At 71.9% G+C, this 17,048-nt stretch carries 16 protein-coding genes; 7 read left to right on the top strand and 9 right to left on the bottom strand.

Translation table 11 applies throughout. The annotated features are described in order from the left end of the window. Window positions 1–11 precede the first annotated feature (11 nt). The 6 genes from ACS5RC_RS23995 to ACS5RC_RS23970 form a co-directional block, all read right to left on the bottom strand. Window positions 12–728, bottom strand: coding sequence for an SURF1 family protein (locus ACS5RC_RS23995; RefSeq protein WP_478346473.1), 717 nt, complete (start codon window positions 726–728; stop codon window positions 12–14). Between the two features lie 107 nt (window positions 729–835). Then, entirely contained in the window at window positions 836–1,228 is a 393-nt protein-coding gene (gene cyoD, locus ACS5RC_RS23990; RefSeq protein ID WP_478346436.1) for a cytochrome o ubiquinol oxidase subunit IV, read from the bottom strand. Continuing rightward, the gene (gene cyoC, locus ACS5RC_RS23985; RefSeq protein WP_478346472.1) at window positions 1,225–1,845 is read right to left on the bottom strand and encodes a cytochrome o ubiquinol oxidase subunit III; all 621 of its coding nucleotides are present in this window, start codon (window positions 1,843–1,845) and stop codon (window positions 1,225–1,227) included. The genes cyoD and cyoC overlap by 4 nt, the downstream gene beginning before the upstream one ends. Further along, on the bottom strand, window positions 1,845–3,851 hold the full coding sequence (cyoB, locus tag ACS5RC_RS23980; RefSeq protein ID WP_478346435.1) for a cytochrome o ubiquinol oxidase subunit I: 2,007 nt from the start codon (window positions 3,849–3,851) through the stop codon (window positions 1,845–1,847). Before cyoB ends, cyoC begins: the two co-directional genes overlap by 1 nt. A gap of 42 nt (window positions 3,852–3,893) precedes the next feature. Further along, complete coding sequence (gene cyoA / locus ACS5RC_RS23975; protein ID WP_478346434.1) at window positions 3,894–5,132, bottom strand: ubiquinol oxidase subunit II; 1,239 nt, start codon at window positions 5,130–5,132, stop codon at window positions 3,894–3,896. A gap of 137 nt (window positions 5,133–5,269) precedes the next feature. Next, the gene (locus tag ACS5RC_RS23970) at window positions 5,270–6,616 is read right to left on the bottom strand and encodes an MFS transporter (protein WP_478346433.1); all 1,347 of its coding nucleotides are present in this window, start codon (window positions 6,614–6,616) and stop codon (window positions 5,270–5,272) included. Window positions 6,617–7,023: 407 nt separating this feature from the next. On the opposite strand from ACS5RC_RS23970, the gene ACS5RC_RS23965 reads away from it, so the two are divergent. The 7 genes from ACS5RC_RS23965 (at window position 7,024) to ACS5RC_RS23935 (ending at window position 14,166) form a co-directional block, all read left to right on the top strand. After that, on the top strand, window positions 7,024–8,580 hold the full coding sequence (locus ACS5RC_RS23965) for a TAXI family TRAP transporter solute-binding subunit (protein ID WP_478346432.1): 1,557 nt from the start codon (window positions 7,024–7,026) through the stop codon (window positions 8,578–8,580). A 275-nt stretch (window positions 8,581–8,855) separates the two neighbouring features. Beyond that, window positions 8,856–9,671: a guanitoxin biosynthesis heme-dependent pre-guanitoxin N-hydroxylase GntA gene (gene gntA / locus ACS5RC_RS23960; RefSeq protein WP_478346431.1), complete on the top strand. Its 816-nt coding sequence runs from the start codon at window positions 8,856–8,858 to the stop codon at window positions 9,669–9,671. Beyond that, window positions 9,668–10,624 (top strand): methyltransferase, encoded by a 957-nt coding sequence (locus ACS5RC_RS23955; RefSeq protein ID WP_478346430.1) that lies wholly within the window; start codon window positions 9,668–9,670, stop codon window positions 10,622–10,624. The genes gntA and ACS5RC_RS23955 overlap by 4 nt, the downstream gene beginning before the upstream one ends. A gap of 1 nt (window position 10,625) precedes the next feature. Beyond that, entirely contained in the window at window positions 10,626–11,558 is a 933-nt protein-coding gene (locus tag ACS5RC_RS23950; RefSeq protein ID WP_478346429.1) for an L-histidine N(alpha)-methyltransferase, read from the top strand. 105 nt (window positions 11,559–11,663) lie between these two features. Beyond that, the gene (locus ACS5RC_RS23945; RefSeq protein WP_478346428.1) at window positions 11,664–12,173 is read left to right on the top strand and encodes a ferritin-like domain-containing protein; all 510 of its coding nucleotides are present in this window, start codon (window positions 11,664–11,666) and stop codon (window positions 12,171–12,173) included. Beyond that, window positions 12,170–13,210: an SDR family oxidoreductase gene (locus tag ACS5RC_RS23940; protein ID WP_478346427.1), complete on the top strand. Its 1,041-nt coding sequence runs from the start codon at window positions 12,170–12,172 to the stop codon at window positions 13,208–13,210. The genes ACS5RC_RS23945 and ACS5RC_RS23940 overlap by 4 nt, the downstream gene beginning before the upstream one ends. A gap of 23 nt (window positions 13,211–13,233) precedes the next feature. After that, the gene (locus ACS5RC_RS23935; RefSeq protein WP_478346426.1) at window positions 13,234–14,166 is read left to right on the top strand and encodes an alpha/beta fold hydrolase; all 933 of its coding nucleotides are present in this window, start codon (window positions 13,234–13,236) and stop codon (window positions 14,164–14,166) included. Here ACS5RC_RS23935 and ACS5RC_RS23930 read toward each other — a convergent pair. The 3 genes from ACS5RC_RS23930 to ACS5RC_RS23920 form a co-directional block, all read right to left on the bottom strand. Beyond that, entirely contained in the window at window positions 14,139–15,410 is a 1,272-nt protein-coding gene (locus ACS5RC_RS23930) for a glycerophosphodiester phosphodiesterase family protein (RefSeq protein WP_478346425.1), read from the bottom strand. The two genes, ACS5RC_RS23935 and ACS5RC_RS23930, sit on opposite strands and share 28 nt — an antisense overlap. Window positions 15,411–15,573: 163 nt before the next feature. Next, entirely contained in the window at window positions 15,574–15,852 is a 279-nt protein-coding gene (locus tag ACS5RC_RS23925) for a YARHG domain-containing protein (protein WP_478346424.1), read from the bottom strand. A gap of 128 nt (window positions 15,853–15,980) precedes the next feature. Next, window positions 15,981–17,021, bottom strand: coding sequence for a sensor histidine kinase (locus tag ACS5RC_RS23920; protein ID WP_478346423.1), 1,041 nt, complete (start codon window positions 17,019–17,021; stop codon window positions 15,981–15,983). Window positions 17,022–17,048: the final 27 nt, after the last annotated feature.

The raw sequence follows: 17,048 nt of genomic DNA, 5'->3' as shown, positions 1-17,048 counted from the left end.
TCCGGCGACGCTCAGTCCGCGCCGGCCGCGCTGCGGCCCCGGCCGAGACAGGCGTCGCGCGTGAGATAGGCCGCGCCGCCCGCCACCATCAGGGCGAGGGCGTACCACGTGATCGCGTAGATCAGGTGGTTGTTGTGGAAGCGGATCACCGTGAGCCCGCCGACCGGGAGCCGGCCGTCGGGTCCCTCGTCGGGACCGCGATCCGCATCGACGAAGTAGGGCGCCGTCCCCGCGAGCCCCTGCGCCCGCGCGATCGCCGCGACGTCGCGGGAATACCAGCGCCCGGATGCGGGGTCGTTCGCCCGCAGGAAGGCGCCGCCGGGCTCCGACAGCCGCAGCAGGCCGGTGACCACGGTCTCGCCCGCGGGCAGGTCCCGGTCGGCCGGAGCGCGCCGGTCCCCCGGCACGAAGCCGCGGTTGACCAGCACGGTGAAGCCCGCATCGGTCCGGAACGGGGTCAGCACCCAGAAGCCGCCGCCGAGATCCGTGACGGCCTGGACCAGGGTATCGGCGCCGGGCAGGAAGCGGCCGGCGAGCCGCAGGTGCCGGTAGGCGTCGCGCTCGCCGAGGGCCGGCCAGTCCGCGGGCCCCGGTGCCGGAGCGGGGGCGCCGCCGGCATTCTCCGCGACGCGGGCGATCAGGTCGAGCTTCCAGGCCCGGCGATGGACCTGCCACGTGCCGAGCCCGACGAGCCCGGCGCAGAGCAGGAGCGCCAGGAGGTCGATCAGGATCAGGCCGGCAAGTCCCCTCGCGGCAAGTCCTCTGCCGGCAAGTCCTCTGCCGGCAGCCAGTCCTCTGCCGAGCCCCCTCCCCGTCCGGCGCCGCACCTGCTGGGTCAGGGCGCGTGGCGCATGTCGTGCACCGACATCGGCATCATGTTGGTGTTGAGGTGGTGCATCACCCAGAGCGAGCCGGTCAGCGTGATGATCACCAGGGTGACGGTGAAGATCAGCGCCAGCACGGTCCAGCCGCCCTCGGACTTGGTGTTCATGTGCAGGAAGTAGATCATGTGCACGACGATCTGCACCGCCGCGAAGCCCATGATCACGATCCCGGTCCAGAGCGGGCTCTCGAGCGGGCGCGCCATCACCATCCAGAACGGGATCGCCGTCAGGATGACCGAGAGCACGAAGCCGGTGAGATAGCCTCCGAACGAGCCGTGGCTCGGCGCGTCGGGGTGATGGGTGTCGGCGTGGTGCGCCCCGGCGTGGCTCGCGTCCGCGCTCATTGCAGGACTCCCATCAGGTAGACGAAGGTGAAGACGCCGATCCAGACCACGTCGAGGAAGTGCCAGAACATCGACAGGCACATCAGGCGGCGGCGGTTCTCGGGGATCAGCCCGCGCCGGCCGACCTGGACCATCAGGGTCAGCAGCCAGACGAGCCCCAAGCTGACGTGCAGGCCGTGGGTGCCGACCAGCGCGAAGAACGAGGACAGGAAGGCCGAGCGCTGCGGCCCGGCGCCCTCGTGGATCAGGTGGCTGAACTCGAAGAGCTCGATGCCGATGAAGGCCGCCCCGAACAGGCCGGTGACCGCGAGCCAAGCCTGCGTCCTGCCCTGCCGGCCCTTGTCCATCTCCAGCATGGCGAAGCCGTAGGTGATGGACGAGAACAGCAGCATCGAGGTGTTCAGGGCCACCAGCGGCAGATCGAACAGATCCTTGGGCGCGGGCCCGGCCGCGTAGTTGCGGCCGAGCACCCCGTAGGTCGCGAACAGCACCGCGAAGATGAGGCAGTCGCTCATCAGGTAGATCCAGAACCCCAGCAGGGTCCCGCTCTCCGGATGATGATCCTCCTCCAGGTGGAAGGTCGGCACGGTGCCGGGGGGCGCAGTGTCGGTGTGCATCATCGGCTCAGGCCCGCCAGCACGCTGGTGCGCTGCCCCTCGGCCCGGACGATCTCGTCGGCCGGAATGTGGAAGTCGCGGTTGTAGTTGAAGGTATGGACGATGGTCAGCACGAACATCGTCGCGAAGGAGAGCGCCGCCAGCCACCAGATGTACCAGATCATGGCGAAGGAGAAGACCACGCTGAGGCCGCCCAGGATCACGCCCGTGCCGGTGTTCTTCGGCATGTGGATCGCCCTGAAGCCGCTGACCGGCCGGGCGTAGCCGCGCCGCTTCATGTCCCACCAGCCGTCGAGGTCGTGCACCACCGGCGTGAAGGCGAAGTTGTAGTCCGGCGGCGGCGAGCTCGTGGACCATTCGAGGGTGCGCCCGCCCCAGGGATCGCCCGTGAGGTCGCGCAGGGCCTCGCGGTTGCGGATCGAGACCACGAGCTGGACGATGAAGGCCAGGATGCCGACCAGGATCAGGAGCGCGCCGACGGCCGCGACCACGAACCAGATCTGGAGCGAGGGGTCGTCGAAGTGCTGGGCGCGCCGCGTCACGCCCATCAGCCCCAGCACGTAGAGCGGCATGAAGGCGACGTAGAAGCCCACCAGCCAGAACCAGAAGCTGACCTTGCCCCAGAACGGGTCGAGCTTGAAGCCGAAGGCCTTGGGGAACCAGTAGCTCACGCCCGCCAGCATGCCGAACAGCACGCCGCCGATGATCACGTTGTGGAAGTGCGCGATCAGGAACAGCGAGTTGTGCAGCACGAAGTCGGCCGGGGGCACGGCGAGCAGCACGCCGGTCATGCCGCCGATGACGAAGGTCACCATGAAGCCGACCGTCCAGAGCATCGGCACCTCGAAGCGGATGCGCCCGCGATACATGGTGAACAGCCAGTTGAAGATCTTCGCCCCCGTCGGGATCGAGATGATCATCGTGGTGATGCCGAAGAACGAGTTCACGTTGGCGCCCGAGCCCATCGTGAAGAAGTGGTGCAGCCAGACGAGGTAGGAGAGGATCGTGATCACGACCGTGGCGTAGACCATCGAGGCGTAGCCGAAGAGGCGCTTGCCGCAGAAGGTCGAGGTCACCTCCGAGAAGATGCCGAAGGCCGGCAGGATGAGGATGTAGACCTCCGGGTGGCCCCAGATCCAGATGAGGTTGAAGTACATCATCGGATTGCCGCCGAGGTCGTTCGTGAAGAAGTGCGTGCCGACGTAGCGGTCGAGCGACAGCAGCGCGAGGACGGCGGTCAGGATCGGGAAGGCGGCCACGATGAGCACGTTCGTGCACAGCGAGGTCCAGCAGAAGACCGGCATCTTCATCATGGTCATGCCGGGCGCCCGCATCTTCACGATGGTGGCGATCAGGTTGATGCCCGACAGCAGCGTGCCGATGCCGGCGATCTGCAGGGCCCAGATGTAGTAGTCGACGCCCACGCCCGGGCTCATGTCCGCGCCCGAGAGCGGCGGGTAGGCGAGCCAGCCGGTGCGGGCGAACTCGCCCACGAACAGCGAGATCATCACCGTGATGGCGCCGGACGCCGTCATCCAGAACGAGAAGTTGTTCAGGAACGGGAAGGCGACGTCGCGGGCCCCGATCTGGAGCGGCACCACGTAGTTCATCAGGCCGGTGACGAACGGCATGGCCATGAAGAAGATCATGATCACGCCGTGGGCGGTGAAGATCTGGTCGTAGTGGTGGGGCGGCAGGTAGCCCTCGTTCGCCCCGAAGGCGATCGCCTGCTGCGAGCGCATCAGCAGCGCGTCGGCGAAGCCCCGCAGCAGCATCACCAGCGCCAGGATGACGTACATGATGCCGATCTTCTTGTGATCGACCGAGGTCAGCCAGTCGCGCCAGAGCGGGCCCCAGAAGCGGTAATAGGTGATGGCGCCCAGCACCACGATGCCGCCGAGCGCCACCATCGCGAAGGTGATCTGCAGGATCGGCTCGTGGAACGGGATGTCCTCGAGGGAGAAGCGCCCGAAGACGAGTCTCTGGAGGTCCGGATTGGAGAACATGGGATCGGCTCTCTGGCGAGATGTCGTCGGCTGTCGGCCGGCCTAATGGTTGCTGCGCTGGTCGGGGGCCACGGAGTCGTGGTTCATCCCCGGCATCGCATGGCCCGCATGCGGGTCCGCGGGCTGCTCGCCGCGGGCCTTCGGGTGCTCGGGGTCGTTCGGCTTCATGCCCTGGGGCTGCACGTCGCCCTTCGGCGGCCGGCCCGAGGCCGGGACGGTGGCGCCCGGGGGCTCGTCGCCCTGCTCGAGATGGCGGTTGTCGTAGCGCAGGCGCTCGCGGTTCTCGCCGCTCTCCTTGCCGCCGCCGCCGGCCGCGTCGATCGTCATCATCTCGCTCATGCACATCTTGCCGGGCAGGGCGCACATGTTGACGATCGAGCCGTAGAGCCCGTCGGCGACGGTCTTGTAGTAGCGCACGGGTTCGCGCTCGCTCGGCTTCTCGAGCTGGACGTAGCCGTCGCGGGTGAGCTCGCCGCCCTCCGACTTGGCCTTGGCGACCCAGGCGTCGAAGTCCTTCGGCTCCAGGCCGTGGAACTTGAACGTCATCCGCGAGAAGCCGGTGCCGCTGTAATGCGAGGACAGGCCCTCGTAGACGCCGGCCTTGTTGATCACCGCGTGGAGCTTCGTCTCCATCCCGGGCATGGCGTAGATCATCCCGGCGAGCGCGGGCACGTAGAAGGCGTTCATCACCGAGGAGGCGGTGATCTTGAAGGAGATCGGCCGGTCGACGGGCGCGGCGAGCTCGTTGACGGTGGCGATGCCGTATTCGGGGTAGAAGAACAGCCATTTCCAGTCGAGCGCCACCACCTCGACCTCGAGGGGCTTGGTCCCGGCCGGGACCGGACGCCCCGCATCGAGCCGCGACAGCGAGCGGTAGGGATCGAGGGTGTGGGTCGAGATCCAGGTGAGCGCGCCGAGCGCGATGATGATGACGAGCGGCGTCGCCCAGATCACCACCTCGAGCTGCGTCGAGTGGTGCCAGTCGGGATCGTAGGTCGCCTCGGTGTTGGAGGCCCGGTAGCGCCACGCGAAGATCAGCGTCAGGGCGATCACCGGCAGGATGATCAGCAGCATCAGGCCCGTGGAGGCCAGGACGAGGTTGCGCTGCTGCATCGCCACGTCGCCGGACGGCTGCATCACCACGAGGTTGCAGCCGCCGAGTAGTGCGACGAGCGGCAGCAGGACGGCCCCGCGCAGGAGCGCGCGCGCCCGGCCGGAGACGGGGCGTGTGGCGCGCCCCGAGCGCGCCTTGAGAGCGGAGTTGACCGCGGCGATGAGCATCGTTTCCCCTTGCCGCAGGTGCGGCGGCGAGACGTCCCAGAGGGTGGCGTCCCCGGAGGTCGTGGGACGCGGCGCGAGGCGCCGCGCGGTTCTCGGCGTCGGGCCTGAGGCCGGTCCGACGCCGTCGGTGCGGCCGATCACATCTGCCGCATCTCGGAGCGGTTGAGGGCGAGCGCCAGAAGGGTGGCGACCGCTCCCGACAGGAGGTAGAGGCCCACGCAGGCGAGCCCGAAGCGGGACGAGAGGCCGAGCGCCACCAGCGGCGCGAAGCCCGCGCCGAGCAGCCAGCCGAGATCGGCCATCAGCGCGGCGCCGGAATAGCGGAAGCGGGGCGCGAGCCGCGAGGTCACGGCACCCGCGGTCTGGCCGTAGGAGAGGCCGAGCAGCGAGAAGCCCACCAGCACGTAGACCGTCTGGCCGATGATGTTCTCCTCGATCACCAGCGGGGCGACGGTGCTCGCGATCGCGAAGGCGGCGATCAGGCCCGCCGAGATGATGAGGTGCATGCGCCGCCCGATCTGGTCGGCCATCAGCCCCGAGAACACGATGGCGCCGGCAAACAGCACCGCGCCGCCGAACTGCACCAGCAGGAACTCCCCCGCCGAGCGCTGGGTGAACAGGGTGATCCAGCTGATCGGGAACACCGTGACGAGGTGGAACAGGGCGAAGCTCGCCAGGGGCACCAGGGCGCCGATGAGCACGTCCTCGCCGTGGGCCTTCATCAGCGGGAAGAACGGCGCGGGCTCGAGCCGGCCCTTCTCGATCAGGTTCTCGAACTCGTCGGTCGCCACCAGCCGCAGCCGGGCGAACAGGGCGACGACGTTGATGGTGAAGGCGCAGAAGAACGGGTAGCGCCAGCCCCAATCGAGGAAGTCGGCCTGATCGAGGTTCATCACGAAGAAGGCGAAGAGCAGGCTCGCCAGCATGAAGCCGATGGGCGCGCCGAGCTGGGGCATCATCGCGTACCAGCCGCGCCGCTCCACCGGCGCGTTGAGGGCGAGCAGGGAGGCGAGCCCGTCCCAGGCGCCGCCGAGCGCCAGCCCCTGCCCGATCCGCAGGATCGCCAGCAGGTAGATGGCCGAGACGCCGATCGAGTCGTAGCTCGGCAGGAAGCTGATCGCCATGGTCGAGCCGCCGAGCAGGAACAGCGCGATGGTCAGCTTGACGCCGCGCCCGTGCCGCCGGTCGATCGCCAGGAAGATCACCGAGCCGATCGGCCGGGCGATGAAGGCGAGGGCGAAGACCGCGAAGGCGTAGAGGGTGCCCTTCAGCGGCTCGGCGAAGGGGAAGAACACCTTCGGGAAGATCAGCACCGAGGCGATGCCGTAGACGAAGAAGTCGAAATACTCGGCGGCGCGGCCGATGATGACGCCGACCGCGATCTCGCCGGGAGCGACCTTGTGGTCGGTCGAGACGAGGCGCGCGTCGCGTTCGAGCGGTGTCGAGTTGGCCGGCGACGAAGCCATAGCGTGATCCGGTGTCATCGAAGCGTCGGCCTCAATCCACGACGTGCCTGCGGGCGCCCGCCAGCGGGCCCCATCTCCTAGCGCAAAGCCCGGGGTGCGCAAGGATACCGATCCCGCGCCGTCCGCGACCCTGGTCTGCTCGATCCGCCGACCGCTGCGGCGAGGGCGTCCGCGTGGTCCACCGCGGGCTGTCCCCGCGATTCGCCGCCGATTCGCGGCCCGTTCGATCTTGTGAACCCTAGATAAGTCCGTGCCGTGCCGGTGCAAAGCCTCGCATTGTCGCGGCAGCCCCATACATCGGCGCCAATGTAGCGCGCCGCCTCGCCGGCCCTCCGCACCGTCTCGGCGGCGGGGGATCGGGACGGGGCTCGGGGCGCGATCCCCGGCCGGACCCGCCCGGTCCGGCGGGCGCCGAGGGGGGATGGATGCCGAGGTTCAGGGTCGGGCGCGAGGCCGGTTTCCTCGTCGCGGCGCTGCTGCTCGCGGCGGCGGCCGGCGCGGTCGCCTATGTCTCGCGGGCGACCACGCTCACGGTCGCGGTGGCGCCGAGCGGCGGCACCGAGCCCGCGGTGCTGCGCGCCTTCTCCGAGACGCTCGCCGCGCGCCAGCGCTCCGTGCGGCTGCGGCTCGTTCCCTATCCGGGCGTGCGCGAGAGCGCCGAGGCGCTCCAGCACGGGCGCGTCGATCTCGCGGTGGTGCGGCCCGACGTGCTGATGCCCGACAACGGCCTGACCCTCGCGATCCTGCGCGAGCAGATCCTCGTGGTCGCCGCCCCCGAATCCGCCGGGATCGGCGCCCTGCCGGATCTCGCCGGACACCGGGTCGGCCTGCTGGCCGACCGGGGCACCGATCGCGGCCTGATCGAGGCCGTGCTGCGGCAGGCGGGCCTGCAGGTCCTGGGTCCCGAGCACGCCTCCCCGGAGGCCGCCTCGCCCGAACCCCGCCGGCCCGGGACCGACCGCGCCGCCGATCCGAGTCCGTCCCCTCCGAGCCCCGCCCCTTCGAGCCCCGCCCCTTCGAGCCCCGCCCCGCCCGACGACGCCGAGCCGCCCGAGCCGGACGATGCCGTCGCGCTGGTGCCGCTCGCCGAGGCCGAGCTGAAGGCCGCCCTCGCCGACGGCCGGATCGAGGCGGTCGCGATGCTGACCACGGCGACGACCCCGCAGGCCGGCCGCGTCGTCGGCCTGATGCGCGGCGCCGACCCCAAGCGCCAGGCCGTCCTGATCGGCGTGCCGGACGCGCCGGCCGTGCTCGCCCGCATGCCGCGCCTGCAGGCGGTGAGCCTGCCGGCGGGCCTCTACGGCGGGCGCCCGCGCATCCCGGCCGAGGACGTCGCGAGCGTGGGCACCGCCTACCGGCTGATGGCCCGCTCCGACCTGTCGCGCAGCGTGGCGGCGGAGGTGACGCAGCACCTGTTCGAGACGCGCGCCGCCTTCGCCGACACCCTGCCGGCCGCCAACCACGTCCAGGCGCCCGCCTACGACACCACGGCGGCGGCGACCTCCGCCCGCTTCCCGATCCATCCGGGCGCGATCGACTACCTGGAGCGCGAGCAGGAAGGCTTCATCGAGCGCTACGAGACCTGGATCTACCTCGTGGCCTTCCTGGGCGGCGGCATCGGCTCCGGCCTGGCATGGCTGCGCCAGCGGGTGTTCCGGATCCGGCGCGAGCGGGTCGAGACCGCGACCGAGCGCCTGCTGGAGATCCAGGCGGCGGCGCGCGCCACCCCCGACCGCGCCCGCCTCGCGGCGCTGGCCGACGAGATCGACGACCTCGCCGCGGAGATCGCCCGCGACGCCCTCGAGCGCCCGGCCGAGCTGCGCAGCCTGAACGCCGCCGCGCTCGCGGTCGACGCCGCCCGCTCGACGGTCCTGCGCACGGCCGGGTCGGCCGGCGAGCGACGGCCCGAAACGGGCGGGGAAGCGGGGGGAGAACCGGGCGCCGCCGCCGCGTCCGCGTCGGATCCGGGCGTCGGCCGATGACCGGGCCCGAAAGGATCCTCGGCGGACAGCGGTATCCACAGCGATCGTCTTAACCTAAGTCAGGCCAGATCCGGTATTCACTCTGATCCCGGAAGAATATCGGTCGCGGTGTCGCAGGAGATTTGCGGAACAATCGGGCAAATCCTTCGGTTTTTCTCTCAGTCGATGCCGCTTTCCGCGGCACTCCACCATGCGTCCATTCCGGACCGAGCCGTGACCGCCTGGCATGCGCGTGCCTGGGCATGCGCGCGGCTGTGCGACTGCGACAGGGATCCATGACCTCACCGTTTCTCCATCCGCTCGCCGAGCTTCCGCTGCCCACCGGGTTTCCTGCCGACGACGCGGAGCACCCTCTCGCCGAGAGCTTCCGGGAGTTCATCCGCAATCCGCCCTTTCCCTGCGTCGGCGCCAAGTCGGCCCTGACGCGCGGGCAGATCCGGGTGGTCGTGGCCCGCGACATCGCCTCCGGGGCCGACGATGCCCGCGTCTTCGCCGCCCTGATGGCCTTCGTCAGCCGCTACCGGGCCGAGCCGGGGCTGTTCCAGAGCTTCGCCGTGGTGTTCGAGGGTCCCGGCACCCTCTCGGAGGAGGCCTTCGAGCGCGCGCTCTGGGCGCGGGCCCAGGGGCTCACCGACCAGGATTGCCGCCTGGGCCACGGCACCGACCCGCGGGTCGCGCAGGATCCCGACGATCCGCATTTCTCCCTGAGCCTCGCGGGCGAGGCCTTCTTCATCGTCGGCCTGCATCCGGGCGCCAGCCGGCAGGCCCGCCGCTTCGAGGCACCGGTCCTGGTGTTCAATCTGCACGACCAGTTCGAGCGGCTGCGGGCGGAAGGACGCTACGAGCGCATGCGCGCGGCGATCCAGGCCCGCGATCTCGCCTGGACCGGCTCGACCAACCCGATGCTCGCCAGCCACGGCGAGCGCTCCGAAGCGGTGCAGTACAGCGGGCGTGCGGTGGCGCAGGACTGGGCCTGCCCGTTCCGGCGCGGGGCCGACGCGCTCGCGCCCGACTGGTCGGCGGTGGCGGGCGATCTCCGCACCGGCGCCTTCGACGCCCGCCGCTTCGAGGACGGGACGGACCTGCGGTGAGCGCGCCCTGGACCTCCGAGGCGGCGCTCGCGGCCCTGGTCGAGCGGCTGCGCGCGGCGGGCTACGCCTTCACCACGGTGACGCCCGCCACGCAGGCCCACGTCGCGGCCCGGATGGGTGAGGCCCCGGCCCGGAGCCTGCGCGACGTGTTCGGCTGGAGCCGGCCCTTCGATCCCGAGGAGCCCGGCCCCGGCATCCCCGCCGAGATCGTCGGGCTGATGCGCGAGGCGGGCGTGCTGGTGCGCGCGGGCGCGGCGTGGCGGGCGAGCGTCCGGGTCTCGAGCCTGGCGGGCGAGCTGTTCGTGCACTCGGCCTATCCGCCGGCCGACCGGGAGGCGGTGTTCTTCGGGCCCGACACGATGCGGTTCGTCGCCTCCGTCCAGGCGCATCTCGACGCGCGCACGGCCCCGATCCGCCGGGCCGTCGACATCGGCTGCGGCAGCGGCGCGGCCGGGATCGTGGTGGCCAAGCGGGCGCCCGAAGCCGAGGTGCTCCTCGTCGACATCAACCCGAGCGCCCTGGCCGCGGCCACCCTCAACGCGCGGGTCGCCGGCGCGGCCAATACGAGGGCCGTCGCGAGCAACCTCCTGTCCGGCACGCAGGGCGTCTTCGATCTCGTGGTCTCGAACCCGCCCTTCATGATCGACCGCTCGGGCCGGACCTACCGGCACGGCGGCGGGGAGCTCGGCGAGGGCCTGTCGCTCGCCGTGGTCGAGGCCGCCGCCGAGCGGCTGGCGCCGGGGGGCAGCCTCGTCCTGTTCACCGGCTCGGTGATCGTCGAGGGGCGCGATCCCTTCGGCGAGGCGGCGCTCGCGGCCTGCGCCCGCGCCGGGCTCGACGCGCAGTACCGGGAATACGACCCCGACGCCTACGGCGAGGAGCTGGCCGACCCGGCCTACGCGCGTGCCGACCGCATCGCCCTCGCCGTCCTCACCGCCACGCGGGCGGCCTGAGATGGCCGACCGGGAGCGCGACGCCTTCCTGGAGGCCGCCCGCGCGGGCCTGTCGGCCAGCCCCCGCACCCTGCCGGGCAAGTTCCTCTGGGACGAGGCCGGCTCGGTCCTGTTCGACCGGATCTGCGACAGCCCGGACTACTACCCGACCCGGCGCGAGACCGCCCTGCTGCCGGGCGTCGTCGCCGAGGTGGCCGGGCTCGTCGGCCCCGGCGCCACGGTGGTCGAGTACGGCAGCGGCGCGAGCCGCAAGATCCGCGCGCTCCTCGACGCCCTCGACCGGCCGGCCCGCTACCTCGCCCTCGACATCTCCTACGCCTACATCGCCGAGGCGGTGGCGCGCCTCGCCCCCGATTATCCGGACGTCGCGATGGAGCCGGTCGCGGCCGATTATTCCGGGCCGGTGCGGCTGCCGGTCGATCTCGCGGGCGGCGGGCCGGTCCTCGGCTTCTTTCCCGGCACCAGCATCGGCAACTTCCCGCCGGAGGCGGCCGAGGGGTTCCTCGCCCGCGCCCGGGACACCCTGGGGCCGAGCCGCCTTCTGGTGGGCGTCGACCCGACCCTGGACGAGGCCCGGCTGCTGCGCAGCTACAAGGGCGCGGACGGGCTGATGTCGGCCTTCCACCGCAACATCCTGACCCGGATGGTGCGCGAGCTCGGCGCCGAGCTCGACCCGGACGGCTTCGAGCACGCGGTGCGGATCCGGCCCGATCCCTTCCGGGTGGAGGCCCATCTCGTCGCGCTGCGCCCGCAGGTGCTGCGCCTCGGCGGACGGGACTTCCCGTTCGCGGCCGGCGACAGCATCCGCACCGACACCTCGCACAAATACCCGCCGGACGCCTTCCGGGCGCTCGCCCGCCGCGCCGGCTGGCAGCCGGAGCGGGTCTGGCTCGATCCGGACGGCAGCTTCAGCCTGCACCTGCTGCGGGCATGATGTCGCAACCGGTGGGTGTAACGCAGGATAATCTGAAACTTAACCGGGACGCTCCGCGCTGATTACCAGACGGACATTCCGAACCCCTCCAAGGAGACCACCGCGATGGCACTCGACACGCGCACGATCTACGTGACCGCCCTCAAGAACACCCACGCCCTGGAGATGCAGGCGCTCCAGATCATGGAGCGCCAGATCGAGCGGCTGCAGCACTACCCCGAGATGGAGCAGGCCCTGCGCCGCCACGTCGAGGAGACGCACGGCCAGCGCCAGCGCCTGGAAGAGGCCCTCGGCAGCCTGTCGGAGAGCCCCTCGACCATCAAGGAGGGCATCCTGGGCTTCGTCGGCAACATGATGGCGCTCGGCCACACGCCGGCCCAGGACGAGATCCTGAAGAACGCCTACGCCAACCACGCCTTCGAGAACTTCGAGATCGCGGCCTACGAGTCGCTGCTCGCCATCGCGGAGGCGGCGGGCCAGGGCGGACACACCACCGGCTTCCAGCAATCCCTGCGCGAGGAGCAGGGCATGGCGCAGTGGGTCCACGAGCTGATCCGGCCCACGACGCTGCGCTACGTCGAGCTCAGCACCGCGGGCGACAAGGCCGACCGGTGAGCGGCCTCGCCCGTACGATCGGCGGCGGGCGGCGCAAGCCGCTCGCCGAGCAGGTGATCGTCGTCACCGGCGCCTCGAGCGGCATCGGCCTCGCCACCGTCCGGATGGCGGCCGAGCGCGGCGCCCGCGTCGTCCTCGTCGCCCGCAGCGCCGACGTGCTGGCCCGCGAGCGTTCGCGGATCGAGGCGGAGGGCGGCCGGGCCCTCGACGTGCCCGGCGACGTCGGCAGCCGCGCCGACATGCAGCGGGTCGCCGACCGGGCGGTCGAGGCCTTCGGGGGCTTCGACACCTGGGTGAACGTCGCCGGGCTGACGATCTACGGGCCCCTCGATCAGGTCAGCGACGCGGATCATGCCCGCCTGCTCCAGACCAACCTCTGGGGCACGGTGTTCGGCTCGCTGGTCGCCGTCGCGCATTTCAAGGCACGGGGCGGCGGCGGGCTGATCAACGTCGGCAGCGTCGCCTCCGATCTCGCCTTCCCGTTCCAGGGCATGTACGCGGCGAGCAAGCACGCGGTGAAGGGCTTCACCGAGGCCCTGCGCATGGAGCTGCTGCAGGCCGGCATGCCCGTCTCGGTGACGCTGGTGAAGCCGACCTCGATCGACACGCCCCTGCCCCAGCGCGCCCGCAACTACATGGACCGCGAGCCGATGCTGCCGCCCCCGGTCTACACCCCCGAGGAGGTGGCCCACGCCATCCTGCACGCGGCCGTGCATCCCCAGCGCGACATCGTGGTGGGCGGCGGCGGCAAGCTGATGACGGCCGCCAAGGAGTTCGCGCCGGGCGCCTACGATTATCTCGCCCCCGCGATCACAGCCTTCCAGAAGCGACGCAGCGCCCCGCGCGATCCCGAGGGCGCGCTCCACGCACCCGTGGGGGCCGGCGAGGTCCGGGGCACCCAGCCCGGCTACGTGATGCGCTCCAGCGCCTACACCCGGGCGAGCCTGCACCCGGCCGCGCTCACCGGCCTCGTCGCCACCGGCCTCGCCCTCGGCGCCGCCACCCTCCTGAACGGCCGATCGGGGCGGCGCTCCTGATCGCGATCCCGCTCCCCAACCCCGTGCGCGCCCCGTCGCCCGCCCCCTCGCCCAGCCCCTTCGCGTTCGCGCCGCCCGAGCGCCGCTTCGCCGCGGTGCCGGGAGGGCCGCGCATCGCCTATGCGGAGGCCGGGTCGGGTCCCGACCTCCTGCTGATCCACGGCGCCCTGATGACGCTGGAGGACATGTGGCTCGGGCCGATGCCGGCGCTGGCCGAGCATTTCCGCGTCGTCGCCATCGACCGGCCGGGACACGGCGAGAGCGAGCATGTCCGTCTCGCCGACGGCTCGCTCTGGCGCCAAGCCGCGATCGTGCGGGATCTCGCGCACGGGCTCGGGCTGAGCCGCCCGGTCGTCGTCGGCCATTCCTTCGGGGCGGCGGTGGCGCTGGCCCTGGGGATGCTCGCCCCGGACGCGGTCTCGGGCGTCGTGGCGATCTCGCCCATCGCCTTCCCGGAGCCGCGCCTGGAGCAGGTGCTGTTCGGTCCCCGCGCCGTCCCGGGACCGGGCGACGCGTTCTCGGCCCTCGTCCGGGGCGCCGACGGGCTGCTGCTGCCCCTGCTCTGGCGGGCGATGTTCCTGCCGCAGGCCATGCCGCGGCGCTTCGCCGAGGGCTTTCCCTTCGCCCTCGCGGGCCGGGCCGCGCAGCTCGCGGCCGACGGCGAGAACGCCAACCTGCTCTGGACCGACCTCGCCCGCAGCGTGGCGCGCTACCCCTTCTGCCGGGTGCCGGTGCGGATCCTCTCGGGCGAGCTCGACATCGTCACCAACCAGAGCCTGCACGGGCGCGGCGCCGCCCTGATGATCCCGGGCGCGCGGCTGCACCGCCTCGCCGGCCAGGGCCACATGCTGCACCATTTCCGGCCCGACGCGGTGCTCGACGCCGCGCGGGCGGTGGCGGGGCCGGACGCGGGCTCCCCGGCCCGGCCTCACTCCGCCCCGACGCAATTGGCGTAGAACGTCGTGGTCGCGGGCCAGTCCGAGAACACGCCGCGCACGCCGACCTCGCGGTGGAGCACGTCGAGGAGGGTCAGCATGTCGCCGTCCCGGTCGATCGCCGGGCGGATCGTACGGTAATAGCCGCCCCCGCCCCCCTTGAGCGGGCCGGAGCGCTCGAGCGACCATGTGACGAGGTCGAGCCCGGCGGCGCGGGCGGCCCGGGCGTAGGAGGAGGGCTCGATCCGGCCCTCCGGCCCCAGCCGCACCAGCATCCAGAGCGGCGGGGCGAGGAGCCGCACGCCGCGCCCGGCGAGATCCGCCATGCCGGGCTTCCAGCTCTCCGGCCGCTCCGGGTCGAAGGCCGGGTCGGTCTCGTCGCGGTTGTCGAGGAACAGGGCCTGGCGGCCGAAATCCGGCGCGGTCTCCAGCCAGTACAGGATGTCGCGCAGCTGGAAGCTCTGCAGGTAGACCTCGCCCGGAGGAATCCCGGCGGCGCGGTACTCGTCCACGAGCTGCCGGGCGTACATGTCCTGGGTGTAGGTCCCCTCGAACGGCATCGGCACCTCGGGGGCCTTCAGCTCCGCGGTGAAGCGCCGGCCGAGGGAACGCACCAGCGCGATGAAGGCGCGGTGCGACATCAGCGTGCCGGTCTGCGCGTAGAGGTCGGTGCGCCAGCGCGGCGTCGCGTCCAGGGCGGCGGCGAGGGTCGTGGCGTCGGGGTCGAAGGCGTCCATCTTGCCCGTGAGCTCCTCGAACTCCGCGAGCGTCAGGTCGCTGGTGCAGCAGCGGGCCGAGGCCTTGCGGCCGGTCGCGGGATCGGCCGGCTCGAAGCGCCGGCTGCATTTCGCGGCGAGCGCCGGCCGCGCCAGGATGTCCGTGGTGGCGTGCAGGTCGCACTGCGCATGGCGGCAGACGAGCTGCCGGTCCTTGGTGAAGGCGACGTCGCACTCGATCACCCCCGCGCCCATCCGGGCGGCGGCGAGCACGCCCTCGCGGGTATGCTCCGGGAACTGGAGCGGCGCCCCCCGGTGCGAGATCGAGAACAGGCGCGCCGTGTAGGGCCGCTCGACGCCGCAGGCCCTGAGCCGATCCTGCAGGGGGCCGGGCTTCATCCGGTCGACGAGGTAGAACGGCCGCGGCCCGAGCTGGGCCGGCTGCCGCGCGAGCGGGGTCTCCGGTGCGGCCTGCGCACTCTCTGCGGAGGCGGGCGCGGACGGCGCGAGGGCCAAAAACAGGGACAGGATCGTGGCGATGATGCGCATCGTCGATGCCTCCGCTCGGTCGACCGGACCCTCGCCGCGCCCGAGGCCCCGCGGCAACGCTGTCACCGTTCCCCGGTCCGCGTCCGGGGAGCCGGGCCGCGGCGAGGGCGCCGCGCACGCCGTCAGCCGCCGCGCGCCGGCTGCCACGGCCTCGGAAGGCGCGCTAGCGCGGGCAGCCCCGTCGCCGCTCGAAGGCCTGGATCTCGGCGATGGCCGCCCGATCGCGGGCCGACATCGGGACGTCCTCGACGCGGTCGTACGCGCAGCCGGCATTGCCGAACATCCGGATCGCCCGCGGGGTCTGGAAGCAGTAGCCCGCGTTCTTGTACAGGATGTTGCGCTGGTAATAGGCTTCCTCGCAGCTCTGGGCATGCGCGGACGCGATCGACGCGATCGACGCGACCGCAATCGTCAGGCTCACGATCGACGTCTTGGCGGGCATGGGCGAACCTCGTTTGCGGGCTTGCGGCCCGACACGCTCCGGATCGGCCGGCTCGAGCGTGGCGATAGCCGCGGGGGCGATGTCCCGGCAGGCCCCGCCGATCGGCGGGAGCCCTTCTCGGGCGAGAGTCACACCGGGAAGCACAGAACCGCCCGGGTGCCGATCCGGCCGGTCTCGTAGGCGATCTGGGAGCGCAGGTTCGTCGCCATCGCCCGGATGATGCGCGAGCCGAGGCCGGTGCCGCGCGGCTGGCCCTCGCCGGTCCAGCCGACGCCGTCATCCTCCACGGCGAGCGACAGGGCGTCCTCCCCCTGGCGGGCCACGGCGACCCGGATCTCGCCCGGCATCCCCGGCGGGTAGGCGTACTTGTAGGCGTTGGTGACGAGTTCGGTGACGACGACGCCGAGCGAGACGGCCTTGTCGGTGGCGAGCTGGATCGGCTCGGCCGAGAGCCTGATCGCGTGGTCGCGCCCCGCCGCCTTCATGGCGGCCTCGAGCTCCTCGACGAGGCTCGCGAGGTAGGCGTCGAGCTCGACCGCCTCGACGTCCTGCGAGGTGTAGAGGCGCCGGTGGATGCCGGCGATCGCCGAGATCCGGGCCTGCATCTCGTCGAGCGCGCTCTTGGCGGCCGGGTCGGAGACGGCGTTGCGCTGCATGTGGGCCAGCGCCGCCACCAGCGCCAGCGAGTTGGCGACCCGGTGGTTGACCTCGCGCAGCAGCAGCTCCGCCCGGTCGCGGGCCTCCCGCACCGCGGCCTCGGCCCGCTCCTTGTCGCGCCGCATCGCCTCCTGCCGCAGCGCCGTGCCGACCGCCTCGCCCAGCAATTCGCGGAAATGGCCCTGCACGTCCTTCCAGACGTAGTCGACGGCCCCGGCCTTCAGCGCGGCCACGGCGACGCGGCTGTCCTCCGAGCCCGTGACGTAGATCACCGGCGGCGCCTCGGGCAGCGCCCGGATCTCGGGCAGCAGGTCGAGCCCGGTCCGGCCCGGCATGTGGTGGTCGAGGGCCACCGCGTCGATGCCGCCCGCCGTGAGCCGCGCCAGCCCCGCCTCGCCGCTGGCGGCGAGCTCGACGCTGTAGCCGCGCGCCTGCAACGCCCGCTGCACGAGGCGGCCGAGGCCCGGGTCGTCGTCGATGTAGAGGATGCGCGCCGACGGCTCGGTGCTCATGTCCGGGTTCTCATGCCGCGGCGCTCA

This window comes from Methylobacterium sp. HJ2, assembly GCF_056431005.1.
This window is presented reverse-complemented; position numbering and strand designations above follow the sequence as displayed.